Source organism: Mycobacterium sp. 852013-50091_SCH5140682, assembly GCF_001665685.1.
Lineage (GTDB): Bacteria > Actinomycetota > Actinomycetes > Mycobacteriales > Mycobacteriaceae > Mycobacterium.
In genome coordinates, this window is sequence record NZ_LZTB01000117.1 from 1 (window position 1) to 26,037 (window position 26,037).

Sequence of the window (26,037 nt, forward strand, 5' to 3'; positions counted from 1 at the left end):
ATGCGATCGTCGGCAGCGTCAGATGTGTATAAGAGACAGGTGTAGGCCTGGGCGGGGGTCGTGGCAAGTGGTAGGGCGCGGTGGGTGCGTTCGGTGTTGTAGATGACGGTGAATCCGTCGAGTAGGTGTTGCAGGTCGGCCAGGGTGGCCGGTAGCGGGCGTCGGGCCAGCCAGCGTTTGACGGTTTGGTGGAAGCGTTCGATCTTGCCCTGGGTTTGGGGATGTCCGGGGTGCCCGTTTTTCTGGGTGATCCCCAGGTGTGCGATGAGTCGTTCGAAGTCGTTGTGGCCGTGGGTGAATCGTGCGGTGTAGACCGCGCCGTTGTCGGTCAGGGTGGACGCGTGGGTGTCGATCAAGGTGGCGAAGCGCCGGAGCGATCGTTTGGGGCGTTTATGCGGCTGCGGGGTCATCAGGGCGTGGTGGTGCAGGATGCGCCGGATGGTGGAGGTCGAGGTCACCGGTAGCTGTTGCTGTCGTAGGTGCGATTGCAGGGTCACCGGCCCGGCGTCGAGGCCGTCGGCGGTGAGTTTCTCGCGCAGCAGCACGGATCGTGGCGATGACCTCATCGGGGACTGCTCGGGGGTTGCTGGCGGGGCGCCGCGATCGGGGTTCGACTGCCTCGGTACCGCCGTCTCGGTAGCGCTTGAGGAGTCGGTGAATATGTCGGTGGGACATCCCGTAGGCGCGGGCGGCGGCACTGACCGACAGGTGGCCCGAGACGACTTCCAACACCACCACACGGGCTTTCGACATGACCGATGACTGTCACCTATGACGCGACTCATCTGCCGTTGTTCCAGGTGTAACCCATGTCCCGACTCATGTGTCACCTATGTCGTGAAATCACACACCCCGGGCCGACCGCCTAGTCGGCATTTGCGCACCATCGCCTCGCCTGTGTACTTCGTCGGCCAACACGTCGCTACGTCGAGCGCCCAGCACGGTATGAACACCGAAGAGTCAGACTGCGTGATCGACCGCAGGGCACCTAGAGACCCTTTCTCCCTGCCGTCCGGCGGGCTGATCGGTTTTGCTTCCTAGATCACGCGTTTGAGCGCGTTCAGTGCTACCTGTTTGGCCGTATTGGCACAACTCCCGCCGATGGGACCGTTTAGTCGCACAGTGACTACGGGAGTGGCGGGAACGAGACCGGGTGCGCCGGCTCCGATCTGCACCGGGTCGGCACCAACGTTGGCCTTGCCGATAACCAGACATCCTGGGGCGAGGTACGAGCTGAAGGTATACAACTCGACACCGTCTTGTTGGTCGCGCTGTGGGTCTTCTCCCCATGGCATTTTGAGAATGTTCTCCGACCAGTTGACGAGGCCGTATTTGACCACTGCGGTCGCCGGTCCGCCGACAGTCTGTTCCAACTGGAGGTTGCACACCCGAGGGTGCCGCCATGTTGTCGGCCACTGAGCGCTGGGGTTGGGCTCCTTCCACACGAAACCCGCCGTCGGTAGGTCCACCGCAGCCGCACACGGATCGCCGGACAGAAACCGCGTGAGAGGAGAGGTCTGTGCAGAATGCAGGGGGACACCCGCGTGCTCGGCACGAGCGGCGATAGCTTCAGAGACCGCTTCAATAGCGGGGCAGGCCGAGGTGTCCTCGGTGTTCGGCGTGTTGTCGGCAATGTTCACCGGGGTTAGTTCGACCGCAGGGTTGCGCATTGACCGGGGTGCGCCAGCCAGGCTGGTAAGGGGAAGCGTGACGCGAAACGTGCACGCGGAGCCCGCCTGCCTCATGACGCCGGGATGATCTGGATCTGGGCTGAACTGTGCGTCGTTCCAACGTGGCTCTCCTGGTAATACCTGAAGCGCAAGACCAGTTTTGGCCGATGGGAAGGTGACGGTGCAGCCTTCGCCGCCCAGGGGCGCGATCGGGGAGTTCCCGCTGGATTCAATCGACGGGGCGGCCGTATAGGTGTAGCTGAAATCTGGATGGCCGCTGGCGGCCAGTGTTTTTTGGTCGACAAAGCCACACGGGTCGATCTGCCGAAGAGCGTGCAGTTCGGCGAGGTGATCGCGGTCGAGTTGAGGCGGGGTCAGCCCGTAAGTATCTACTGCTGCGGGAAAAAAGACGCCGGCCTGGTCAGGCTGTGCAACTCCAACCGACGTGTCGGTCGACGAGGGTGTCTGGGAGGTGAGAGCCTGAGAGTCGCACGCTGTGATCGGTACGCCGATCGCCACAAGCACCGACGTGCACACAATGGCTCGCAACATCTGGTTTCCCGTCTAGCGGATGTGCCCAAGTGGCAATGGTGGTCGTGGATTTCGGCAATTCACAGCCAGGATAGCGAGGTTGTAACGAGCGGAGGAAGCGCATCGGACCCGCTCACAAGCACCCGAAAGCTATTCGACGGTGCTGTAACCGGGCGGTCCGGCTGACGCCCTGTTCTCTAGGAATGCCGTCAGTTGTTGTCGGGTGCATGGACGAGGGAGTGTTCCGCTGTTCAGGCTGCCGTCCGCTGCGCGATTGGAATCGTTGACGAGATACAGCGTCTCGCCGTTGGGACCGGTGGTGATTCCGGTGACCGAAAGAAAGTGTCCGCCGCCCGGTTGCGGTGCGCCGTTGACAATGGCGGAATGGCCGGCTCTAAGGTCTGACGTCATTTGGTCCACGAGGCCAGGGATCTGGTCGCGACTGGCAGCAGTGTGATATGCGGATTTCAATCCGAATCCGTTGAGCTGGCTGGTCATCACGTCAGGGCCGCCGGGCAACCCGTCGTTCTCGACGCCCGGTACAGGAGTAACGCCTTGCTTGGTGGCGATCTTGTCGATCTCGGCCTTGGTCGGCGGAAAGTGCAGCGGCATACCGCCCATCATCTTGGTCTGAACGTCGGCGGGAAGATTGATCTCCTTGCCGTTCGGCCCGTCCCGTACGCCGAACTTGTTCGCCAAGGTGCTTGCGATGGCCCACCGTGAGCAATCGCCGCCGCCATGGTCGAGGGAGTACTGCGACCACTGGCCCACCTGCGCCTGCTCCTCAGGGGTGAGCTTTCCGGCCGGCGCCGGCTGGCCCGGAGGCGGGGTGCCGGTCTCATGTCCTTGGTCGTCGACCAGTACATCGCCGACTGCGGCGCGGATGGCGGTTGCTAGCTCGTGATCAGCAGCGTGGGCACGGGCCTTGAGTTGGTTGAGGTCGTTCTGCAACAGTTGCGGGTCGTGTTTTCGTTGGGTGTCGTGGCTGTCGTCGATGCGCCAATCCGAGGTAACTGTCCACCCGTATTCGCGGGCGCGGTCGTCGATGTCGAGCAGCCTGTTGCGGCAGTATTCGACGTCTTTCTCGGCGCGTTGCAGCGCTGCCGCCACTCCATTTGATTCGTGCCCGTCGCGGTCAAGGTCCTTGCGCTGTTTTCCGATTTCGTCGCGGAATGCCTCGCCGGCCTGACCGTTCCAATTGGTGCGCTTGCCGGTGCTGTCCAGTGACTCGCCGAGTTGATGGTCAGCGGCTCCCACTCCTTGAGCTGCCTGGAACAGCTGTCGGATGACCGAAACATCCCAGTGCCGAACATCGTCGGTGGTGAGGTCACTCATTACAGGTCAACGGCGTTGCCGATACCCGGAACTGCGGAGATCGACCCCGCCGCTCCGGCATCGGTGGAGGTGTAGCGTTGCGCTGCCTCCGAAATGTGCCGCTCAAGAGCGTTGACCTGCTGCTGGCGGTGAGCGTGCCGCGCTTCCCACTGTTCGGCCACTGCTTGCAGTGCTGATACGGAGGCTCCGCCACGCCACCGGGCTACTCCATCAGCGAATTCGTCGCGATGACGGGCGGTCTCGGCGGCATGATCGGCAGCGGCCACACCAAGATGGTCACTGGCCATACGCAACTCGCTCGGGTCAAACCTCAACTCATCAGCCATGCTGACGACTCCCCCTCTGGACACCTCGGCAAAGCCTGACCCGCCAGGTGGCGCGTGCCCGACACCAATTTCTCCCCTTGCCCTGGCCGTCCACGCACAGCACTTCTGAGTGCCTCGTCTAGTCCAGGTGATCGGTGACCGGTCTCTCTCACGTCGTGGGTCGTAGGTGAGTTGTGGTGCAGCGGTCCTTGCCGGGAGCGCACGCGTCGGTATTGGTGGGCACCGCAGCGATCGTTGCCGTATCGACAGTGTCGGTGGCGGATCAGCCTGTGGAGACAATGCGATTCGCGGTCAAGCGAGCTACCGCGACTGCTTGGTCATCCGTCACGCGATCCGCACTGTTGCTGTCGATTTGGACAACCTCGACATCGACGATGAATCGGGACGCTGCGGTGAGGGCTCGTTGCTTTACCAACGGTCTTCGTGTGTCTGCGACCCCGGCCCTCACAAGAACAGCAGCACTGATAACACCATCAGAGTCAGCGACATTGGTGACCTCAGCAACATTCTGCTCGTGTGAACCGGCAATGGCACTTGCCATCGTCATTGTCTTTCCATCACATTGCTGCCATTGCGAGGCGAACTTGGAATACCAGGAATGCGAACTTGCGGCTGAATCCAGTTCGATCACCCCGACGGTGATACGGATGTCCGGATCGGGGAGCGCGACTGACCCCGAGCCGGTTTCCCACTCTCCGTCAACGGCCCCCGTTACCGGAGCATCCTGATAGGTGCGACGCATGCGGGGTGAGTGAACACCGAGGCATTCGATGGGGGAGGCATCTCCCAATCCGTTTGGCAACGAGCCGATCCCACCGACTGAGGCCTCAGATTCGCTCTGCATAGGGGCGCCCACGGCCACCGACAGTTCACCAGACTCGGGCAGCACTTGCCTGATGGACTGGACACGATCGCCGGTTTGCTGGCTGGGTTGGTACGCAGCGGCATTACCGCCGACGGTGCTCGAACATGCCGACAGTATCAAGCCCAGGGCTGCAACCCCGATACGCGGCGACCGACCCACTGTGCCGATACCAAAACCCCCCACAACCCCTAACCTAGCCCGCACGCCGGATAAGGCCGCGCGAATCCCGTCACTGGTAGGGATGGCTGGTAGGCCGAAGTCTATATGTGGCTCAAACAAAATGGCGGTTCGCTTGAACCGCATGCGCCTATGCATTTATTGGATGGGTGGAAGATCAGGGGTCCACCGACCACGTGCGGGGATTCGCAAGAGTAGGTCCCGATTGTGCGGGAACGGTCATGTGGCCGGGAGATACTGTGCGTGTCTCTTGTGCGTTCCGGTGGCTTACCTCCACTTCCGTTGTCTACGTGGTGATGAGAGGCTGAAGTCGGTGCGGCCTTTTCGGTTCTCTGCTGGAGAAATTGTGATCAGTGCGTCGCAGTCGCGGGCTTACGCTGACAGCACACGCGGGGGAGGACGTTCATGTCGGAATCGCTGTGCGTCGAACTCCATGTGTTGGCCGCGTCCGGGAGGGACGACGTCAATCATGCCCACGATGCGGCAGTTCAATGCTCATGGCAATGCTCTGGTGGACGCCTCCGGCCACAACAACTGAGCAATAGCCCGGTGCGCAGCGTAGCTCTCCGCACGCTAGTGCTGCTTATCGCCGGCCTACTGATGGCCATGGGGTGTTCGACACAACAGGCGCCCGGAAGCCCATCCCCAGGGTCAGCGTCGCTCACCGTCTGCGAAGACAACGCAGGCTCCTGGGATCAGACACGCGATGTCTGCACTCGCACAGCCACAAACGCCAAGCACGTCGACATCACGCTGTCAGCCAAGTACCCTGACGACCTTCTGGACAACCCGACCGCAGGACCACCATTGAAAGACTTTCTGCGAGAGTTCTTTACGAGATTTGGTCACCCAGACGATGACCTCATCAGAAACGGACGCGCCGAGCTGACGTATCGGTCCTTCGAACATACGCCCGACGCCAGATCCATTGTCTTCACCAATGTCTGGGACCTCGGAGGCGCACACCCAAACGACGAAATCACCACCTTCACCTTCGACCTCCAGAACAACAAGCTGTTGACGCTCACCGACCTGTTCTGCGACGGTATCGACCCACTCGCCGCGCTGCCCCCGCTGGCCCGTCCCTACGTGGAAGCGACTGTCGGACAAGACATCAACATCACCCAAGACGAACCGGGACAGAAGTACAATTACGCTGACGACTACCGCGCCTGGTACCTTGACGGACCGGACCTCGTGCTGGTCATGCCTGCAGCTCGCTCCGGTCCCGCGCACGCCGGCCAGTGGCAACCACACATACCGCTGACCCAGTTGCACTCCATCCTTCGAGACGGCGGCTGTGCAGCGTAGGAAGAACGTCTCGAAGAGCCCAGTACGCCCATTAGAAGCCGTCATTGAACGATCTGACGGAGTGATGCCGTGCCACGCTCGCGATCATCGTTACCCGCGGACTCCTTGTCTGTCTCGGCAAGGGCTCACTGGCATTCAGTTCTCCTGCAACCGGGAGAGTCTCCGCATTGAGGATCGCAGGAATTACGCGCCCGGGCCCGCCTGTCTGCTCAACAGCGGCACGCCTCGACGTAGTCGGATCGCGCCCGACAGGTCGAACTGGCGTTTCTTGTTGGCTATGACCGCGCCAGCGAGGTCCAATATCGCTGTGACAGTGCATGTTCCGGATTCGATGGCCGTCAGTTCGCCCTTCTGCACCACGGCCACTACTGCCTTCATCTCGAAGACGATGTTAAGGCCGATCGGGATGGTGGTTACGGACCTGCCGTCGATGAACAACTCGACGCTGGGGTGGTGGCTCGACTTGATCTGGTGCTTCACCATTTCGATGAACTCGGTTCTGGTCGGGGCTTCGACGGTGCGCAGGGCAGCCTCCCTGAGGCGTGCGTACCGGTTCCATCCGGCGAGGGCAAGATCGCCTAGGTTGAGTCCGAGCAGCTCGCTCACGCCACTGGCTATGGCGCGTACCACCGTATTGCGGAGGGGTATTGGGAAGCTGGTGAATCCAGGGACGGTCGCTGCGAGTGCGCCGTGACCTTGTAGCGACTTGGCAAGGGCATCAACCGGTTCGCCGGGTACTCGATCGAAGATGACGTCGCGGAGGGTAGTCCTGTCGATCAGGTCGGTTGTCGTCATGAAGAAACCTCTACGAAGGTCTGGCTACCGGGATCCTGATGGGGCACAAGTCCGATGCAGTGTGCGACCTCGCCGGGGGCTGGGGTTTCGCGCACCGTGACTGTCGGGGCTGTGTCGAAATGCGTGACGGCTCTGGCGTGAGGTCCGGCGTGCGTGGGTCGGCCGCGTGAGCGCCGGTAGAAGTAGCGCGCGCCCGTCAGCGCCGCGGCGACGATTACGGCGATCAACGTGAGCAGCCACGGTGGAGGCGAGTGGCGGTCGGTGGCCACGTTGCTCGACCCAGACCGCGTCGGCTGCGAGAAGGCGGTCTCGCCTGTCACTACTTGACTCACGCCCGGCGTGACCGGCGTGGACAGCGCAGCGGGTGTGACGGTAAACGGTTGGGAGACTGCGCTGTCGGGGTCATCGCGGCAGGACGCGGTAATGCTGTGATCGCTGCCGACGGATGCGTCCGTGGGAACGGAAAAGTGCGCGGTGAAGGCGTCGGGCAGGTGGTCGGCCAGGACCTTCCCGTCCCACTGCAGCGTGAGGTCAGTGCCGCAGACGAACCCGGCTCCGGAGGCTGTCACTGGGCCTCCGGGCGGGCCTTGGTCAGGACTTGCTGTGAGGGAGGGCTTTTCAACCGGATCGACGGTGAAGGCGGCCGAGCCGCTGTACGCGAACGTGTTGTATGTCTTCGATGTCAGGTTATTCGGTGGCCCGCAGATCGCTGAGACGGTGTGGGGACCCGCATTTGCGGTGGCCGGCACCGTGAACGTGAACGCAATGCTGCCGTTGGCCGGGTCGGCGGTGGCGATGTCCACGGGGATCAGGCTCTGACCGCTGTCCCATGATATCGACAGTGTGCCGGTCCGAGCGGATGCGCACTGCGCCATCAAACTGGCGGTCGCCTTTACTGTGAGCCCTGGCTTGCCGTGGTCGGCGTCGAGGGTTAGGTCAACCGATACGGTCCGAGCTTGTCGGACTTCCCCTGACGTGGTGGCGGTGGGCGGGTCACTCGTGCTCGGTGACGGCGTCGTCGAAAAGTCTCCCGGAATGCCGAAAGCTGTGGGCAGGTTGCCACACAGCATCGCCGCCGGCACCGCCAGTACGGTCAGCACCGCCGCGGTCCGCATCGTCACGGCGTTTCTGAAACCAGGCGGTCGCACATCTGTAACGATCAGCCCCGAACGCCGCGGTGTCGTGAGTAACCCACTACCCGAATCGCCAGCTCACAAGAACAAGTTCAGTCGAATGGGGGAGCGAGGTGTTCCGGGGGCTTTCCCGGCGATGATGTCGCCCTGTTCTGCGGGCTGGGTTGCCTAGGTCCCAGTAGCTGCTGTGGGCGGCGACCGACGGCAACCCGGGACCCCACGTCGGGCCGGGGTTCGCGTTCAACCCGGGTGGCGCCGAAGACCGGGTTGCCTAGGTTGGGCCCACGGCCACGCCGGTGGCAGGTGGATGACGTCGTTCTCTGCGGTCACGGCTCTGCGAGTCTCGCGGTCTGTGTGTCTACCGGAGGTTTGTCGAGGTATCTGAGGGCGCTGTGGTGTTCGTGCGCGATCCGGCGCAGGCTCAGTAGCAGCTGGCCGAACACGACCTGGCCGATCACCATTTGCTGCACAGCTGCGTCGCGGTCCTCAACGCGCTCGGCTGCATCCAACCGACTGACCTCATATGCGGCGAGGGCGTCGACGAGTCCTAAATATGTTGCCGCGTGGTTCATGTCGAACATCGCACCTAGATCGACGATCGCCCCGAGCAGACCAGCAAGATGGTCGAGCGCGGGCGATTCAGGGCGGACGTGTGTCCAGCCGGCTTCCTGCACTACTTGTGCGGCGAGCATCCGCATTTCTGCGTCCACCGCGCCCGATGTGCGCGCCAGTGCGTCATAGGCGGCTCCGTTCATTTCATGCGTCGAAAGCGACTCGTTGTCAATCGCATCCACGACTTGTTTGAGGTCAGATACCGGTATGTCGCCGACATCGCGCAGCACACGCAACAGTCGCAGTCGCGCCACATGTCGGTCGCCATATTCCGCGCGCCTCTCGCCCACCTTGCTTCCGGATGGTAGAAGGCCCTCCCGCAAGTAGTACTTGATGGTCGCCACGGTTGCGCCGGACCGCTCGGCTAGCTCAGAGATGCGCACTCGACCCCTTCCATCGGCGGGTTGACAGCAGCTAGTGGATAGCTGCACTATCCTCCAGTGGATATCGCCACTATCTAGCTTAGGGCTGCCACAGCGGCGGGAGGACGATATGACGGGCACTACCGATCGGAAGCTCGCGGAATTGCGCGTGCGGCTGGACACGGCGCAGGAGCCCGGCGGCGTGCAGGCTGCAGCCAAGCGAGACGCCAAGGGTATTCCGAGCGCACGGTCCCGAGTCCTAGCACTGCTCGACCCCGGCAGTTTCTTGGAGATCGGCGCCCTGGTCCGCACGCCAGGCGATCCCGACGCCCTGTACAGCGATGGCGTTGTCACGGGCTACGGCACCGTCAACGGGCGACCCGTGGGTGTGTTCTCGCATGACCAGACCGTCTTTGGCGGCAGCGTCGGAGAAATGTTCGGCCGCAAGGTCGCCAAACTCATGGAGTGGTGCGCCCACTCCGCGTGCCCGATCATTGGCATCAACGACTCCGGCGGTGCCCGTATCCAAGACGCGGCGACCTCGTTGGCGTGGTACGCCGAGCTAGGTTACCGCCACGAGATGCTGTCCGGCTTGGTCCCGCAGATCTCCCTGATCGTGGGAAAATGCGCAGGTGGAGCGGTGTATTCACCCATCCAGACCGACCTCATCGTCGCGGTTCGCGACCAGGGCTACATGTTTGTGACCGGTCCCGACATCATCAAAGACATCACCGGCGAAGTCATCACCTTCGACGAACTCGGCGGCGCCGACGCCCAAGCGCACTACGGAAACATTCACCAGGTCGTGGAGTCCGAGGCAGCGGCGTTTCAGTACGTCCGAGACTTCTTGGCCTTTCTGCCCTCCAACTGCTTTGACGAGGCACCGACGGTGAACCCAGGGCTGGAACCCGACATCACCCCCCACGACCTGGAACTGGACACCATCGTTCCCGACGCCGACAACACGGCGTACGACATGCACGAAATCTTGATCCGCATCTTCGATGACGGCGACTTTCTGGAAGTTGGCGCCCAGGCTGGGCTCGCCATCATCACTGGTTATGCCCGTGTTGACGGGCACCCAGTCGGCGTGATCGCCAACCAGCCAATGCATATGTCGGGGGCCATCGACAACGAGGCATCCGATAAGGCAGCGAGGTTCATCCGGTTCTGCCACGCCCTCAACACACCCCTGGTGTTCGTCGTCGACACACCCGGATTCTTACCCGGCGCCGAGCAAGAAAAGAACGGCATCATCAAACGCGGCGGACGATTCCTCTTCGCGGTGGGTGAAGCGGATGTCCCGAAAGTGACCGTGACCATCCGCAAGTCCTACGGCGGCGCGCACGCCGTGATGGGCTCAAAGCAGCTCGCCGCCGACCTCAACTACGCGTGGCCCACCGCACAAATAGCCGTCATCGGCGCTGATGGTGCCGCGCATCTACTGGTCAAGCGGTTCCCGGACCCCACAGCTCCCGAAGTGCAGAAGATCAAGGCCGACTTCATCGCCGGCTACAAAGCCAACATTGCAACACCCTGGATCGCCGCCGAACGTGGCTACATCGACGCCGTGATCCAGCCACACGAAACCCGCCTACTGCTCAGAAAGTCGCTAAAGCTGTTGCGCAACAAACAGAATTACGGCCGCACGCTCCGCAAGACCGGACTAACCCCGATCTAGTCTTTACGACTGCGCGAGCAAAACCCATGACACTATTCGCCTTCGCGACGCCTGGTACGTCCCGGGCGATAATCCTGTGGCGAACAGAATTCAGATCGCTGCGCACAGGATGAAAATCCCGCCCAAACTAGTGCTGAGCCATTAGAAAATTAGGCGTCCCCTCACGGCATGTAGTACCCCCGGACACGGTGATAGCGCCCGCGCCCGGCGACCGCATTGGCCGCTTGCAGTCCCGAAACGACCGCGGCCTCGATGCATCCCGCGTTGATGCCGGTGTCGGTCCAGTCGCCGGCCAATACGAGATTGTCGTAGCCGCTTTCGTCGGGGCGCAGCCGGTATTTGTCCGAGCCCGTCACCGACTGCACGTAGCGGTCTGACGGATCGATGTTCACGCTGAGGTGCTGGGCCGCGACCAGATCCCGCGCAAACCGACCGTCGTGTACCGCGTGGGGGAAGTAGACGCCGAGGTGGCGGTCGACGAAGTCGGTGGCATCGGAGTGAGCCTGCTTCACCAAAGAGTCTGGGTCGCACGAAGAGTCACCACACGGCCATGGCGCAGGAAGGCTGCCGCAGAAGTACGCGACCGAGCGGGGCCGGTCGGCGGCGGGCCAGTCCTCGGCCCACAGGGTGTGCGACATCGAAGCGAACGTCTCGAAGGGACGCCGGTAGGCGGTCACCGTGGCGCCGGGACGCTCCCAGCCCAGCGTCTTCTCGTCGGGCCGCAGCCACAGCTGCATCCCTTGGGTGGCGACGGTGCGGACATGAGCGGTCATCTCACGCCACTCGACGCGGTCGCGGAGCAGCTCGTCGGCCACCGTCGGCACCATGCCCAGCGATACCGCGAGCACAGCGTGGTCGAAGTCGACGCCGCGGCGCAGCACCCGTTTCTCGGCGTCGTCGCGAGTCCCGAAGTGGGACTCGAGGTCGTGGCGGCCTGCACCGATGAGTTGCTCGGCGCGCGGCTCTGCCGGGAACACCGGTAGGCCGCGGACGGTGATCAGCGGGTCATAGTGCTCCACACCGTCGGCGAGGGCGACTTGGCGGCCCATCGTGATCGCCTCCACATGCTGGCGGCGCGCATCGAGGTGCAGCGCGTCGAGGCGGTGGAAGAACTCGAACACCACGCCGCGCCGCCGCAGGGCTTGATACAGCGGGGCGATGACGACGTCGCCCATCCCGGCTGTCATCTTCCAGAAGAGAGATCCCTTGTAGCCGAAGAGAACCTGGCCGAGCAGGAACGTCATCACCCCCGCCGCAACGGCCGGCTGGTCGGGATCGGCGTCGCGATAGCCGAACACCAAGTCGTACAAGCCGCGCACCAGAGGTGAGCGCAGCGCGTCGGGATGTCCGCCGTGGCGCACCACCCAATCGCCGAACTCCTCGTCGTTGATCGCGCGGAACCCGTTCGGATGGGTGATCAGGTGATCGGCGAGGATCCCGCGCACCACTGCCGTGACCAACGACAGCAGCACCCACAGCCGCCGATGGTCCAAGCGGTTCTCCCGGTCGATCGAATCGCCGATCGCCTCGAGCGCTGGACTGAGCACGGCGACAGCCGAATCCGGACGCAGGTCGCGGTCGGCCACTGCCAATGTGGCCGCCGTCAGGGCTCGGGCCACCACGTTCGCCAGGCCCAAAGACGACGCCCCAGGACGCTGCGACGAGGGGGAGAGCACCAGCGCGCCGGGCCCGGCTTCGCGCAAAGACTCGACGAACGCCATGGCCAATTGCAGTGCCTGGGTGACGAAGGCGGCGGCGCTGACCTCCCGTCCGGCGCCCTGCGGGTCGCCGGGCAGCCCTGGAGTCACCGGATGGGTGCCGAACCACAGCTGCCAGCCGCCGCCCCACTCCTCGGCCAGCGCCGGATTGTCTGCCGGAATCAGCGCATCACGCCACGTGCGGATCGGCGCGGTGGGATCGGTTGCATCCCTGTCGAGTTCGGCGTAGCACTCGCGCAGCAACCCGAAAGCGTTCTCGTAGGAGCCCAGCCACACGTGCAGGCCGTGTTCCTCGATGCGGCCGTGCACGCCACGGCTGGACGCCCCTTTGCCGCCCAGCCGCCAGCCGCGCTGATACACCGTGATCGAGTCGAACCGGTTCTGCCAGCCCGGCTCACTCAACCGCCAGGCAGCACTGAGCCCCGCGACGCCGCCGCCCAGGATGGCGATCTTGCCTCCCGGCCGCCTCACCCGAGCATCGTCCGCGCGCGCGTCACGTCCGGCCACGCATTATCGGCGGGGAAGTGACCCAGCGCCGTGGTGAGCAGGTCCCGGGCCGCGGCCGGGTCCAGCGCGAAATAGTCCAGGGCAGCACGTAATTCGAAGATCCGGGCGTCTTGGGAGCGTGCGGTGTCGATGGCTGATTCCAGATCGCGACGACGCTGCTCGGGGTCGGCGCTGGTCGACGCACCGAGGCGCAGCAGCTCCGCATCGTAGAACTGCATGCCGGTGGAGGCGGCGAGAGCAAGCCCGGTCTGCAGACGGGAGCGGGCGCGATCGGGCTCACCCGCCGCCACCAGCAACCGCGCCAGAATCGCGTCGTAGAACGTGATCAGCGCGATGACGCCCACGGCCCGCCAGCCTTCCACGAACGAGGTCAGCATCTCGATGTGCGGTGCCAACACCGCGGGGTCACCGTCATAGGTGGCCAGCGCGCTGAGTGCACCGACCGTGGCGAACTGCGCCTGACCGACCAACGCCCAGGAATCGAAGCCGTGGGCTTCACCGATGGTCGCGAGATCGACAGCGACCGTGGCTGCTCGCTGCAGATCACCGGCTTCGATGCGGATCAACACCTCGATCTGGCGGGTGTACGCCAGGCTGAACGCACCCTTGGGGAACGGCAGTTCAGCACAACGGTTTTCGGCCCGGCTCAGTTCGGCCTCCACCCCGGCAAGGTCGCCGTCGAAGCATCGGGTCAACGCCAGATGGGTGTACAGGCCTGCGGCAGGGTCGTTGGGCATGAACAGCAGCGCGTCCAGCGCGCGGGTGCCCGCGGGCGTCAACGCCGCGGCAGCCAGTTCCATTTGGGTGCGCGCCGCATCGAATTCGCCGCGGTACCAGGCGAGCATGCCGAACGCGAAGTCGTTGACCGGCAGGAACGCTTCACGTGGACCGGTCAGGCTGCCGCGGATGGATTCCACGAGTCGCTGCGCACGCGCGATGTCGGCCTTCATCGTGTAGTACGGGTACAGCGACATCACCGTCGACAGCAGGTCGTCATCCTGTAAGTCGCTGCTGCACAACGCGAGACACCGTTCGAAGTCCGCGGCGGCGTTGGCGCTGAACACCCCCTCGGCGGCTTGGGCGAGCAGGGCCCGGCCCAGCCGCAAACCGATCTCGAGGCGGTCATGGTCGGGTCCCGGCGCTGACCGCTCGGCAGCGGAGACGGCGTAGGTCAGGTAGGTCAGCGCTTCTCGCAGCGCGCCACGCTGCCGGGCATTGGCCGCGGCCTGCGAATAGCTGCCCGCGGCCTCGGCGAAGCGCTCCGCACGTTCGTAATGCCGGGCGATCAGCGGCCAGTCCGGGTTGCCGACGGCCGCCGTGGAGATGAGCGTGTCGGCGATGCGGCTGTGCAGGCGGCGTTGTGAGCTGGGCGGCGATATTTCGGCGGCCAACTCGCGGAGCAGTTCGTGGCGGAAGCGCCAGCTGTCGGGGCCCAACTCCTCGAGCACCCGGGCGTCGCGCAGTTCGGCGATGACGGAGTCCAACGCGGCCGCATCGAGGTCGACGACCGAGGCCAGCACCGCGCGCTCGACGCGGCTGCCGATGATGGCCGCGGCTTCGACTACCGGGAGCGCATCCGTGCTGGACTGAAGCCGCGCGAACAACGCCTCGTACAGCGTGTCGGGTACACCCGCCGAGCTGAACCGATCACCCGGCTGGGCCCGCAGTTTGGCGACCACTTCTTCGATGTAGAGCGGTACGCCGTCGCAGCGGCGTCGTACCGCCGCGCGGTCCTCGTCGCTCGCGGCGGGGAACAGCGCGACGATGAGTTCGTCGGCCTCGTCGCCGGAGAGTGGCCGCAGCTCGAAGCTCTGTGTGCGCGACGGATCGGCAGTCACCGGGTGGCGGCTGGTCATGACGATCAGGACGCGGCCACCGAGGTCTTCGCGCACCAGCGACGCCACGACCTCGGCGGTGTCCTCGTCGAACCAGTGCAGATCCTCGGCCAACAGCAGCGCCGGCTCATCGCCGCGCAGGCAGGCGAGCAGGTACCGCCGGACCGCGTTCTCGATCTGTTCGAAGAGCCGCCGACCCTCCGAGGTCACCGGCTGATATCCGGCGGTGGGCTCGATCCCCAGGATCGGCGCGAGCAGTGGCACCATCGTCACGGGGTCAAGGCCATGCGCGGTGATCTCGTCGGTGAGCAGCGACAAGCGCTGTGCGGCATCGGATCCGGTGCCGATGCCGCAGCGCCGTTCCAGTAGACGGCGAATCGGCCGCAGTCCGACATCGGTGTGAAACGGCGAACCGTGCAGCTGCAGGACCGCCGCGTCGGACTGCTCGGCCAGCGCCACCGCCGACCACGCGAGCCGGCTCTTGCCGATTCCGGCGTCGCCGATCAGCGCCACGGCGGGCGTGGCCAAGGTGCCGTACCGCGCGGCCTGCCAGCTGCGTTGCAGGAACTCGGTTTCGGTGCCGCGACCGACGAGCGGTCCCGTGGTCGGGTGGGCCACCTCGCGTTCGGCGTCGACGCGATAGGAGTTGACCTGGTCGGCTACGCCCTTCACGTGCTGTGGTGGATTCGGCGTCAGCTCGAATCGGTCGGCGATCAGCGGTTCGATCGTGTCGGACACCGCGACGGTGCCCGGCGCGGCGATGCTGTTGATCCGCGCGGCGAGGTTGGCCGCCAGCCCGTAGACGTCGTCCTGGTCCCGGTCGAGGTAGACGACGCCGCGGTGGACACCCACCCGCACGGAGATGTCGAAGCCAAGCCGGCGGCGGACCCGCGCGCTGAGTGCCGCCACCTCGCGGGTGATGTCGAGGCCGGCCTGCACCGCGCGCACCACGTCGTCCTCGTGAGCGTCGGGGTGGCCGAACAGCGCCAGCAACCCGTCGCCCTTCGTCGAACCGACGTGCCCTCCGTAGGCCCTCACGATGCGTAGCACGTCGTCGCGGTAGCGGCCCACCAGCGCCCGGTAGGTTTCGGGTTCGATCCGCGTCGACAGTTCTGTCGAGTCGACGAGGTCGACGAAAGCGATTGTCAGACGGCGGATTTCGCCGGAACCCTCGGGCGCGGTCAGCAGGTGCTCGGCGTCGGCGTTGTCGCGGTCCACGGCCAGGACCTGCCCGGCGAGTAGCTGCGCGGTCGCGCGGTCTCCTTCGGCGGCGGCTTTTAGGGCGCGGTCGAGCAACTCGTCAACGCCGGTCGGGTCGTCTTGGCTCACAGGTTGATTGCCACGTCCACCGTGACGTCGGCGCCGGACCCGCCCGTCAGCTCCACCTTGCCGACGTAGAGGCCACTGGCCAGGTTGGCGCCGTTCACGACGAGCGTGAACTGATCGGTCCCGGCGGGAAGCACGGCGTTGGTGGGCTCGAAACTGACGCGGTAACCGGCGACCGGTTTGGTGGTGGTCGGTCCGCCGAGCTGCAGCGTGGTCAACGTCAGCGTGCGGTCCTTGGTGGCGTCGACGTCGCCGGGTGCCAGCGTGAAGGTTTCTTTGACGACGGGGTCGGCGAATTGAGCCGGCCCGGCGGCCACCGTCTGGAAGATCTCCGAACCGCGCAGATACGCGATGGTGGTCAGCTTGATCGCCGACTCCACCCACTGGTCCTTGTCGTACTTGTTCTGGTCGATCAGCGTGGCTGCGTCCTTGGCGACGTCTGCGGCCTGCTGCACACCTTGATTCAGCACGGTGCTGACGTAGTCCGCCAGGATCAGCACCCCGTTGTTGGGGCGGACGTCCAGCGCCGTCTGGGCCATCTCGATGCTGCCGGTGAGCGCGATCTTGGCCAGGGCGCCCATGGTCTTGAGGGCGTCCCCGGCGGTGTACGCCGGTGCGTTCGGAGCGGGATCGTTGATCTTGCTGAATGCGCCAACCGCCTCCGCGCGCGCTTGCTCGACGATGTCGTCGGCGGTGGCTGCGAAGGCCGCGGCGATATCGTTCGGATCGTCCATCACACACCGCCTCCGGCAGGCGGCGGAGTCACGTTGTCCTCGGCGGTGTCGTACACCTTCAGCCAGAACTCGTTGAGCTGGGTTCCGACGTTGCGGGTGACGGCATCGACATCTGAGCGGGCCAGCCCATCCATCCACCGTTTGACGGCGTCGCCCAGGACACCGGCGGCGCGGTCGATGGCGTCCTTGGTGAGCATCGCCGTGTCGTTGACGGTGTCGGCGAAATTAGGTGGCAGCTTGGCCTTTTCCGGGTTCATGTGGCCTCCTATTGGTAGGCGGAGGAGTTGTCGGGGGACAGCAGCAACGGCAGCATCGCCGGCGGCTGGTTGGGGTTCTGCATGTGTGTGCGCGCCGTCCCGCCGAGCATCTCCGACGCGACGGTGCCCCAGCCCATCAGGCAGGCCAGCGCGGCGGTCGCGGTGGGGCTCAACCCGTTGACGCGTTCCAACTTCGAGGTGCGGATCCGAACACCGTTGGGCTGCAACGGGGAAACCCAGATGTACCCGCTGTCGACCTCGACGTACATGCTGTCGTGCTTGCGGTCGCTGTCCAGGTCGTAGTTGATGTAGAGGGAACCGTCGGGCAGCTGCTGTTTCCAGAAGATCAGGGCTGTGTCGAGGTAGTACTTGTTGCACTCGCCGCTGATCCGTTCGACGAGCCTGCTCCAGCCGTCGCTGAACTGAGGGTTCTGGTTTTGCATCTCGCAGAAGAAGCTGCAGCAGTTGTGCCAGTTGATGGGGTCGACGATCTTGGCGACGTCAGCCACGGTGAGATCGTCGGCGGTGTCGTCGGTGGTGATGTACGCGCAGTATTTTCCGTCCACCTTGCGGAGCGCGCCGAAACAGGGCTTCGACGCCCGCGCGAACGGGCTGCCGACGAACATCTCGGCGCGCATGACCCAGTCGTCACGGCTGTTGATCTCGTCGATCTGTGATTCCAGTTGGAACGTGAGGTCGCCGATCGGTTGATCCGTCCAACCGGCCAACGTGCGGTCCAGGACGGTCAGCGGCGAGATACCGTCGGTTGGCCCGATGAGGCGGTAGATCTTGTCGAGGACGACGGCTGCGTAGGTGGCCCTGGCCAGGACCGGGTCGCGGTCGTCGGTCTCCTCGTCGTCGTGTTGTTCCGCGAGGTCGTCGATGGCGGTGCGCAGGTCGGGGAAGGTGAACCCCTCGCTGTCAGACGAATGGGTGGCCTGGGTCTGGACGAGAACTTGCAGCTCCTGGTACCAGCCGGACTGGCCGAACCCTGCCGAACCGGGGAGGAACCGTCCGACCATGTCGATGACGGCCGAGTCGGTATCGGCGTCCCGTCCGGTGGCTCCGGCGCGCAGGCGTTTCTTTGCGTTGACAACTTCTTGGTCGATAGCTCCGAAGAGGGCAAGCTGCGATTGAAGTTTCGACATCAGCGGCCCTCCGGTCGAATGCGGACTTAGCATACGCGTAACAGGTGTCAATTTGGCCGAATCACGAGGGAACGACCACATGAGCAACGGCGGGCCGCAGGGCGAGGGCACCCTGTCCGACATCCCCTGGGCGGCGGCATTCGACCCGGCGGTCAACATACGCGCGCTCGGTGAGATACAAGCCCGAGGCTTTCGCGCAGCGTCCAGCATCGTCGACCGGTTCGTCCGGATGAGCAGGCCCACCGCCCCGCCGCCGGCTGCCGACAGCACCGAAACACATACGGAGGCAACGCAATCACGCGAGCAACCCGCGCTGCCCGACGTAGACCAGGTCCTCGCGGCATGGCAGAAGATGCTCGGCCAAGTAGTCGGATCGCTGCGCTCGGCGGCCGCCGCGCCATCGGACACCGCGACGCTCGACTTGGTGAATTCACGTGCCAAGGGCCAGCTTCTGCTCGAGGCGGCCGAGGCCGGATCCGTGTGCACCGAAGTGTGGCTGCACAACGGCGGAACCGATGACCTCGGTAGCGTGGTGCTGCGGTGCAGCGATCTGCTGGCGCACGACGGGTCGGCGATACCCGCGGCCGGCGTGCGCTTCACCCCGGCAACCGTGCCGATGGTCGCGCGCTGCAGCCGCGGGGTGACGATGGAAATCGACGTACCCGACGGCGCCACGGCCGGGTGCTACCGCGGAACGCTGCTTGCCGACGGACATCCTGATGTCTGGCTGCCGATAGCGCTGACAGTGACCCCCAGCGCGCCATGAGCAGCGCGACCGACCGCGACGAGTTGATAGCCGTTGTCGAGGACCGACTGCGCCGTGTGGGCAAACTGGTGCGGCGGTCGATGCTCGATGCCTTACCCGAAGGTGAACCCGCACAGTGGCTTTACACGCCGATGCGGGAGTATCCGGCGCGCCCCGGCAAGGCGCTGCGGCCCGCGCTGTGCATCTCGGCTGGGCGTGCGTTCGGCGCCGACGCCGATGATCTGCTCGGCCTGGCGGTGGCAATCGAATTGCTGCACAACGCTTTCCTGGTGCACGACGATATCGCCGACGGCAGCGAGATGCGCCGGGGCAGGCCGACGTTGTCGGCGGCCTACGGCGTCGCGGCAGCGCTCAACGCCGGCGACGGCCTGGCCGTGGTGGCCGGGCAGGTACTGCGAAAGGCCGTGCGACGCCTGGACCGCGACCTGGCCGACCTGATCTGGGCCGAGTTCGACACGATGGCCATGCGCACATTGGAAGGTCAAGCGACCGAAGTGGGCTGGCGGCTGGACTCCGTCGACAACCTGGTCCCCGAGGACTACCTGAACCTCATCATGCACAAAACCTGCTGGTACACCACGATTCATCCGCTGCGGGTCGGGGCGATCGTGGGCAGCGGGGGCACCGTCGAGCTGGGTCCGCTGGTGCGCTTCGGCTTTCACTTCGGAGCGGCGTTCCAGATTCGCGACGACCTGCTCAACCTCGTCGGGGATGAGGAGACGTACGGCAAGGAGATCCTCGGCGATCTCTACGAGGGCAAGCGCACCTTGCCGCTGGTTCACCTGCTCAGCGTGGCCGACGACGCCGACAAGACCTTGGTGCGGCAGTTCTTGAGTCTGTCGCGCCCGCAACGCTCGCCCGAGATGGTCCGCACCGTGCGCGCCATGATGGACCACTACGGCAGCATCGCGTTCACCACCGAATTCGCCGAAGGCATCCTGCTGGTGGCCGAGGAGTACTTCGAGCAGGCGTTCGCCGATGCTCAACCGGGGCCCGACCTGGACTTCCTACGTGCCCTCGTGCCGTATGTCTGGGCCAGGTGGCGCTGAGAGTTCACTGACTCGCCACCCGATCGGCTGCGCCTGCGCAGTCCCTGCGCCAGGATTGCGGTATGGCCGAGATTGATTTCTCGCTGTTGGATGTCCCCCGCCCTGAGCCACCACCCGATCCCGAGGCCTATCTGCGCGCCGCGATCGCCTGGCACTTCGGGGCCGACACCGGCTCGCCGTTCTGGCTGCGCACTGCGCAGAGCCTGCACTTCGACCCTTTGACCGACGTGCGTGGGTTCGACGACCTGCGGTTGTTCCCGAATCTCGTCAACGAACTGCGAAACGCGCCGATCGAGGACCTCATCCCGCGCGGCTATGGCTCGCCGCCGCCGGTGCCCAAGGTGTTCGAGTCGGGCGGCACCACCGGTGCACCCAAACGCACCGCACAACTACCTGATTGGGTCGAGCAGGTCACCCGATGGCAGATCGAGGACTTCACTACGGGTGGGTTCGTGGCCGGCTCGGGTCTGCTGTTCCTGATGCCCGGCGGGCCGCACGGGGTAGGCCACTTCTCGCGGGCGGTGAGCGAGCGGCTGGGTTCGGTGTTCTTCCCCGTCGACATGGACCCGCGATGGGTGAAGAAGATCATCGCGCGGGGCGCCGCGGGGGAGGCCTCAGCGTATGTCGGACACCTCCTGGAGCAGGCTGTCTTCATCCTGCAGACCCAGAATGTGGCGAACCTGCACACCAGCCCACCGCTGCTCGAGGCGATCGCCCGCGACGACGCGTTGGTGGATCTGGTCAACAGGAAGATCCGCTTTGTGCTCCTCAGCGGCGCGCATGTCGACCTGGACACCCTCGACCTGCTCCGCGACATCTTCCCGGAGACGGCTTTCGCCATGGCCTTCGGCAGCACGATGATCCTGTCGCAGGCCACGACGCGGGTCGACGGGGATGCGTTCGTCTTCGACCCGCGCACCCCGTACGTCGTGTTCTGGGTCATCGATCCCGACACGGGGGAGCGGGTGCCGTACGGCCGGCGCGGTCAGGTGGTGATGAACCACATCAGCAAGGGCACGTTCATTCCGAACAATCTCGAACGCGACACCGCCATCCGAATGCCCGGGCCGGCGGGCCAGATCGGTGATTCGGTCAGCGAGGTCGCACCCGTCGCCACGTTCGAAGGCGAGCCCGCCATCGAGGGCGTCTATTGAACGTGGCGTCGGACAACCTCGAAAAGGCAAGCAGCCCAGTGCTTTACCTCGACGCTCTGGGCCCGAGCGGTGAGTATCGTACGCGCAACCGCGAGGTGATCACCGACATGACAGGCGCCATGGTGGCCGAGTTGAGCATCGTGCCGCCGCTGTACGTCAGCCGCACCGTGCGGGCGCAGCGTCAGGCGGCGCCGTTGCCGATGGCTCGGCGGGAGAGCGCGTTGGCCGACGCCGCCGACATTTTCGAGACGGCGGTGATCGGCGGCCTCGATTTCGACGAGTACGTCGCGATGGTGAGTCGGGTGGCGGGGCTGCCGGTCACGGTCGCGCGCACTAGCGCCCGCGGTGTCGCCGAAGCTGTGCGAGGCGCCGTGGATGCGGTGACGCCGGCCCGCCCGGTCGGCGCCGTCCTCGACTGGCGCGACGAGCGCAGCCGGTCGGGAACCGCGGTGTGGGCGCGGCGCGGAGACGTGCTGGCCGTACACGCGTCGGGAAACAGTCCGGGCGTGCACGGATCGTGGACGCAGGCCCTGGCGCTCGGCTTCCACGCGGCCGTTCGCCCATCGCGGCGCGAGCCCTTCACCGGACATCGCCTGATCAATGCCTTGCGGCAGGCTGGTTTTCGGCCCGAAGATGCCGTTTACCTGCCCACCGACCACGCCGGTGCGGCCGAGATCGTCGACGCGGCCGATCTGGCTGTCGTGTATGGCGGGCAGGACGTCGTCGACAAGTACACGCGCGACCCGACCGTGCTGACGAATGGCCCGGGCCGCACCAAGATCCTCATCACCGCCGAAATGGATTGGCGTGCATACCTCGACGTGATCGTCGAGTCGATCAGCGGGCAGGGCGGGATGGCGTGCACCAATGCCACCGCCGTGCTGTACGAGGGGGATCCTCGCGCGCTCGCCGAGGCGATAGCCGCGCGGCTCGCGACGATCGAGCCGCTGCCGGCATCCGACGAACGGGCGATCCTGCCGACCCAACGGCTGACCTCGGCGCGTCGCATCGCCGAATATCTCGCCGCCAAATCCCATGGTGCAGAACCACTTCTGGGTGCCGATCAGGTGGTCGCGGATCTGGGCGACGGCTCGGCCGCCCTGCGTCCCGCGGTGCACCTGCTCGAGCGCCCGGACGTCGACATGCTCAACACCGAGCTGGCGTTCCCCAGTGTGTGGATCGCACCATGGTGCCGCGGCGACGGCATGGCTCCGCTGCGGCAGTCCCTGGTCGTCAACGCGGTCACCACCGACGACGGCCTGATCGATGCGCTGCTGGCCGAGCCGACCGTGGCCAACGTCTATGCAGGCAACCATCTCACGTCGCACACCGCTGCGGGCATTCCGCACGATGGCTTCCTCGCCGACTTCTTGATGCGGACCAAGGGCATGATCCGCGACTGACATCAGAGCGGGGCGACCCGATCCGTCCACGGCAGCTGCTGCTCGAGCTGGGACGCCAGCTTGAGCAATAGTGATTCGCCGGCCAGCGGCGCGACGAACTGGACGCCGAGCGGTAAACCATCAGCGGTCCAGTGCAGCGGTAACGAGATCGCGGGCCTGCCGGTGATGTTCGCCAATTGGGTGTACGGCACCCAGCCGAGGTTCTTGTCCACCATGTCGTCGACAATCTTGGTGTAGCGCAACAGACTTGCGGTGCGGGTCTTGATCAGAGCATCTGCGGCGTGTTGCACCACCGCGGGCAGGTCGAACTCACCGATCCTCGGCGGCGGCGCCGCCAACGTCGGCGTCAGCAGCAGGTCGTAGGACTCGAAGAAGGTGCTGAGTCGGCGCGTGTGCTCATGGCGTCGCTGCACGGCATCCACGTAGTCGACGCTGCTGGTGGCCCGGCCCAGAGCGGCCATGATCAAGGTGTCGCGTTCGAACAAGTCGTCGCCCGCCCCCGTGAGCCGCTTGGCCTCGGCGAGTTCCCAAGCGGCGTAGACGAACCAGGTGAGCAGGAAGTCTCGGGCCAGCGCGGCGTCGTCGAAGGGGGCTTGTGGGAGCTCCTCGACATGGTGGCCGAGCTCGGTGAGCGCACCGATAGTCGCCGCCACCGCCGCGGCCGCCTCGGGGTGCGGCGCCGGATTGATCGCGCTCGGTACCCGCACCCCGATCCGCAGCTCCCCGGGGTCCGCTCCAACGCATGAGGCGAACGACTCCGTGGGTACGGCAGGGGAGTACGGTCCCCACGGTTCACCGCCGCTGAGGATGTCGAGCATCGCCGCGGTGTCTCGCACCGTGCGGCTGACGACCCCCTGCACGGCCGCACCGTGCATGGACTCCGCGCTTTCGGGTCCCGACGGCACCAGACCCCGGCCGGGTTTGAGGCCGACAAGTCCACAGGATGCCGCCGGGATCCGGATCGATCCGCCGCCGTCATTGGCTCCCGCGCAGGGCACGATCCCAGCGGCGACAGCCGCCGCCGACCCGCCCGACGAACCACCGGGCGTCCGCGTCATATCCCACGGGTTGCGCGCCGGACCCCACGCGACCGGCTCGGTGATCCCTTTCGCGCCGAACTCGGGTGTGTTGGTCTTGCCGAAGATGACCAGGCCCGCGTCGATCCAGCGCTGCACGACAGTGGCGTGCTCGGCAGCGGGCCGCGACATCAGCGCACGCGACCCGGCCGAGGTCGGTATCCCCGCGTAGTCCTGACCGAGGTCCTTGATCAGGAACGGGACGCCGGCGAACGGCCCGCTGAGATCTTCCGGCGGGGATGCTGGGACATCGCGCACGATCGCATTGATCCGCGGGTTGACCGCAGCGGCCCGTTCGCGGGCCACGTCGAGTAACTCGGACGCTGAAACCTGGTTATCTGCAACCAGTTTCGCCAGGCCAGTGGCGTCATGCGCTCGGTACTCGTCGAAGTCCACGGTACGAACGTATACCGCACCGGCCTAGCGTGGTGACGTTCCACTGTCAGGAAGCGAGTAGCTCGTCGATCTGATTGATCGCCAGCGTCGCGCCTTCGACCACACCCATGTCGAGCACCTGCTGAAGCGCCTCTGCGGAGGCGAAGGTGCCCACATAGACCGCGCGGGTGCCGCCGTCATGTTCGGAGAAGGTGTAGACGTTGGTCGACACCGGCATGTCGGGGTTCGGGTTGAAGTCCAGGTCGGCGAATCCGTCGATGAAGGAGAAGCTCTTCGGCTCGTCCACGGCGGTGACCTCCCAGTATCCGGCGTGCTTGTCGCCCTCCGGGCCGGTCATGTAGTACGTCATGCGGCCGCCGGGGGTCAGGTCGTGGTCCACCACGGTGGCCGGGTATGTCGGTGGGCCCCAGACCTTTTCGAGCTGACGCGGGTCGGCATAGACCTGCCAGACGCGCTGCACCGGTGCTGCGAAGTCGGCCGTGATGGTCAGGGTCAGGTTGTCGAGGTCGTGTTTGACGTCGGTCACGGGCATGGTTCAGTCCTCCTGGATCGGGTCGGATGAGAGCAGTTCATCGATGCGGGCGATGCGGCCACGCCACACCTGTTCGAGCTCGGTGAGCATGGACGCCACCGACCGCACCGCTGCCACATCGCCGTTGGCCAGCTGCTCGCGGCCACTGCGCCGCTTGGTGAGCAGGCCGGCTTTTTCCAGCACGGCGACGTGTTTCTGCACCGCGGCGAAGCTCATGTCGTACTTCGCCGCGAGCGTGGAAACCGAGTGCTCCCCGGCCAGCACCCGACGCATGATGTCGCGCCGCGTGCGATCGGACAGCGCGTGGAACAGGGCGTCGGCCCGGTCCTCATCGCTCTCGGTCACCACCACAACATACAACCAAATGGTTGTACGTTGTCAAGACCTCGGGCCGATCCGTTCCGCGGCTTCTCGAACCACGGTGTCGGAGAAGTGCTTCAACTGCTCTGCGAACGTGGCCAAGGACCGGGCCGCGTAATGCGCCGGATTCCAGCACGCGTGGATCGTCAACAACACCGGATCCCCGACGTCGTCGACGATGAGCAACGGCCGGGCGCCGAAGCGTTCCAGGTCGGTGACCACGGCCACGCCGCGATCGGCGGCGGCCAGGGCTTGCCGCAGCGGCGGCGACTCGACTTCTTCGTAGCGGCGATACTGGAGTGCGGCCCGGGTGATCGCTTCGTCGAAGACGAGTCGAGTGGGGTCGGCCCGGGTCGGGAGCAGAAGCGGGGCACCGCAGAGTTCGCCGAGGGTAATCGTCGGCCGGCGCGCCCATGCGTGTTCGCCTGCGACATAGGCCCGTAGCGGCACGCTGGTCAGGCGGGTCCACGCGAGTCGGCTTGCGGGCGGTGCCGTGGCGGCCAGTCCCAGATCGTGACCGCCGAATACCGCGTCGTGCACGGCGTCGGATGGCACTTCGACCACCGAGATGAACGGGTCGTCGGCGCCCAACGTCGCGGTGAACGGCGCCAGCACATACTCGATCGTCGTCGTTGCGGCGACCACCGACACCCGGGCCAGATGGCCCTGGGCGATCTGCTGAGCGGCCATCTTCGCGCCCTCGGCGCGCGCCACGATGTCAGCGGCGATGTCGAGCATGTGCCGGCCGGCGTCGGTCAGGATGAGGCGGGGGCCTTGGCGGACAAAGAGACTCACTCCGAGATCGTGCTCGAGCCGCTGAAGTTGCCGGGAGATCGCCGGTTGCGCCACGTGTAGTCGCGCGGCCGCGGCGGTGACGGTCCCGTACTCGGAGACGGCCAGGAAGTACCGCAGGTGTCGCAGCTCCACAACCCGCAAGAATAAGACAAAGGCATGATTATTACCGCATATTAGGTCTTT

General features: G+C 65.3%; 23 protein-coding genes and 1 pseudogene. 6 read left to right on the forward strand and 18 right to left on the reverse strand.

The features are described 5' to 3' along the window. The 6 genes and pseudogenes from A5784_RS38560 to A5784_RS39715 form a co-directional block, all read right to left on the reverse strand. Positions 1-566: integrase core domain-containing protein (locus tag A5784_RS38560; protein WP_232006287.1), on the reverse strand; the 566-nt coding region annotated here is incomplete at its 3' end. A 28-nt stretch (positions 567-594) separates the two neighbouring features. Beyond that, positions 595-753: pseudogene (locus A5784_RS39890) on the reverse strand (helix-turn-helix domain-containing protein); the annotation flags it as partial. Positions 754-1,037: 284 nt separating this feature from the next. Next, positions 1,038-2,222, reverse strand: coding sequence for a hypothetical protein (locus A5784_RS29245; RefSeq protein ID WP_064948366.1), 1,185 nt, complete (start codon positions 2,220-2,222; stop codon positions 1,038-1,040). A 129-nt stretch (positions 2,223-2,351) separates the two neighbouring features. Continuing rightward, the gene (locus A5784_RS29250) at positions 2,352-3,536 is read right to left on the reverse strand and encodes a hypothetical protein (protein WP_064948367.1); all 1,185 of its coding nucleotides are present in this window, start codon (positions 3,534-3,536) and stop codon (positions 2,352-2,354) included. Next, positions 3,536-3,862, reverse strand: a complete 327-nt coding sequence (locus A5784_RS29255; protein ID WP_156750845.1) for a type VII secretion target — start codon at positions 3,860-3,862, stop codon at positions 3,536-3,538. Before A5784_RS29255 ends, A5784_RS29250 begins: the two co-directional genes overlap by 1 nt. Positions 3,863-4,124: 262 nt before the next feature. Continuing rightward, positions 4,125-5,042, reverse strand: coding sequence for a sensor domain-containing protein (locus tag A5784_RS39715; protein ID WP_082945145.1), 918 nt, complete (start codon positions 5,040-5,042; stop codon positions 4,125-4,127). Positions 5,043-5,309: 267 nt separating this feature from the next. On the opposite strand from A5784_RS39715, the gene A5784_RS29265 reads away from it, so the two are divergent. Then, positions 5,310-6,215, forward strand: a complete 906-nt coding sequence (locus tag A5784_RS29265; RefSeq protein ID WP_156750846.1) for a hypothetical protein — start codon at positions 5,310-5,312, stop codon at positions 6,213-6,215. A gap of 183 nt (positions 6,216-6,398) precedes the next feature. Here A5784_RS29265 and A5784_RS29270 read toward each other — a convergent pair whose 3' ends face one another. From A5784_RS29270 to A5784_RS29280, 3 genes are all read right to left on the reverse strand, one after another. Further along, positions 6,399-7,010 carry a hypothetical protein gene (locus A5784_RS29270; protein WP_064948371.1) on the reverse strand — a complete coding sequence of 204 codons (612 nt, stop codon included), beginning with the start codon at positions 7,008-7,010 and terminating at the stop codon, positions 6,399-6,401. After that, positions 7,007-8,131, reverse strand: a complete 1,125-nt coding sequence (locus A5784_RS29275) for a hypothetical protein (protein ID WP_064948372.1) — start codon at positions 8,129-8,131, stop codon at positions 7,007-7,009. Before A5784_RS29275 ends, A5784_RS29270 begins: the two co-directional genes overlap by 4 nt. Positions 8,132-8,469: 338 nt before the next feature. Beyond that, on the reverse strand, positions 8,470-9,138 hold the full coding sequence (locus tag A5784_RS29280) for a MerR family transcriptional regulator (protein WP_064948373.1): 669 nt from the start codon (positions 9,136-9,138) through the stop codon (positions 8,470-8,472). Positions 9,139-9,247: 109 nt separating this feature from the next. On the opposite strand from A5784_RS29280, the gene A5784_RS29285 reads away from it, so the two are divergent. Then, entirely contained in the window at positions 9,248-10,798 is a 1,551-nt protein-coding gene (locus A5784_RS29285; RefSeq protein WP_064948374.1) for an acyl-CoA carboxylase subunit beta, read from the forward strand. A gap of 161 nt (positions 10,799-10,959) precedes the next feature. On the opposite strand, the gene A5784_RS29290 is transcribed toward A5784_RS29285, so the two are convergent. The 5 genes from A5784_RS29290 to A5784_RS29310 are packed head-to-tail and all read right to left on the reverse strand — an operon-like array spanning position 10,960 to position 18,323. Beyond that, a complete protein-coding gene (locus A5784_RS29290) occupies positions 10,960-12,987 on the reverse strand; it encodes an FAD-dependent oxidoreductase (protein WP_064948429.1) in 2,028 nt (675 codons plus the stop codon). Beyond that, on the reverse strand, positions 12,984-16,187 hold the full coding sequence (locus A5784_RS29295; RefSeq protein WP_064948375.1) for an ATP-binding protein: 3,204 nt from the start codon (positions 16,185-16,187) through the stop codon (positions 12,984-12,986). Before A5784_RS29295 ends, A5784_RS29290 begins: the two co-directional genes overlap by 4 nt. Further along, positions 16,184-16,918, reverse strand: coding sequence for a hypothetical protein (locus tag A5784_RS38570; RefSeq protein WP_064948376.1), 735 nt, complete (start codon positions 16,916-16,918; stop codon positions 16,184-16,186). Before A5784_RS38570 ends, A5784_RS29295 begins: the two co-directional genes overlap by 4 nt. Beyond that, on the reverse strand, positions 16,918-17,175 hold the full coding sequence (locus A5784_RS29305; RefSeq protein ID WP_064948377.1) for a hypothetical protein: 258 nt from the start codon (positions 17,173-17,175) through the stop codon (positions 16,918-16,920). Before A5784_RS29305 ends, A5784_RS38570 begins: the two co-directional genes overlap by 1 nt. A gap of 8 nt (positions 17,176-17,183) precedes the next feature. Beyond that, entirely contained in the window at positions 17,184-18,323 is a 1,140-nt protein-coding gene (locus A5784_RS29310; protein WP_064948378.1) for a hypothetical protein, read from the reverse strand. A 79-nt stretch (positions 18,324-18,402) separates the two neighbouring features. On the opposite strand from A5784_RS29310, the gene A5784_RS29315 reads away from it, so the two are divergent. The 4 genes from A5784_RS29315 to A5784_RS29330 all read left to right on the forward strand — a co-directional run bounded on the left by A5784_RS29315 (position 18,403) and on the right by A5784_RS29330 (position 22,695). Continuing rightward, positions 18,403-19,089, forward strand: coding sequence for a hypothetical protein (locus A5784_RS29315; protein WP_064948379.1), 687 nt, complete (start codon positions 18,403-18,405; stop codon positions 19,087-19,089). Beyond that, positions 19,086-20,138 carry a polyprenyl synthetase family protein gene (locus A5784_RS29320; RefSeq protein WP_064948380.1) on the forward strand — a complete coding sequence of 351 codons (1,053 nt, stop codon included), beginning with the start codon at positions 19,086-19,088 and terminating at the stop codon, positions 20,136-20,138. The genes A5784_RS29315 and A5784_RS29320 overlap by 4 nt, the downstream gene beginning before the upstream one ends. A gap of 62 nt (positions 20,139-20,200) precedes the next feature. Continuing rightward, positions 20,201-21,292: a phenazine antibiotic biosynthesis protein gene (locus tag A5784_RS29325; RefSeq protein ID WP_064948381.1), complete on the forward strand. Its 1,092-nt coding sequence runs from the start codon at positions 20,201-20,203 to the stop codon at positions 21,290-21,292. 38 nt (positions 21,293-21,330) lie between these two features. Next, complete coding sequence (locus tag A5784_RS29330) at positions 21,331-22,695, forward strand: aldehyde dehydrogenase family protein (protein WP_064948430.1); 1,365 nt, start codon at positions 21,331-21,333, stop codon at positions 22,693-22,695. 2 nt (positions 22,696-22,697) lie between these two features. Here the strand turns inward: A5784_RS29330 and A5784_RS29335 are convergent, their stop codons facing one another. Genes A5784_RS29335 through A5784_RS29350 form a run of 4 tightly spaced genes read right to left on the reverse strand, consistent with a single transcriptional unit; the run spans position 22,698 to position 25,986 of the window. Continuing rightward, positions 22,698-24,167: an amidase gene (locus tag A5784_RS29335; protein WP_064948382.1), complete on the reverse strand. Its 1,470-nt coding sequence runs from the start codon at positions 24,165-24,167 to the stop codon at positions 22,698-22,700. 46 nt (positions 24,168-24,213) lie between these two features. Beyond that, positions 24,214-24,699: an SRPBCC family protein gene (locus A5784_RS29340; protein WP_064948383.1), complete on the reverse strand. Its 486-nt coding sequence runs from the start codon at positions 24,697-24,699 to the stop codon at positions 24,214-24,216. 3 nt (positions 24,700-24,702) lie between these two features. Further along, positions 24,703-25,044, reverse strand: coding sequence for an ArsR/SmtB family transcription factor (locus tag A5784_RS29345; RefSeq protein ID WP_064948431.1), 342 nt, complete (start codon positions 25,042-25,044; stop codon positions 24,703-24,705). A 33-nt stretch (positions 25,045-25,077) separates the two neighbouring features. Next, complete coding sequence (locus A5784_RS29350; protein WP_064948384.1) at positions 25,078-25,986, reverse strand: LysR family transcriptional regulator; 909 nt, start codon at positions 25,984-25,986, stop codon at positions 25,078-25,080. Positions 25,987-26,037 lie beyond the last annotated feature (51 nt).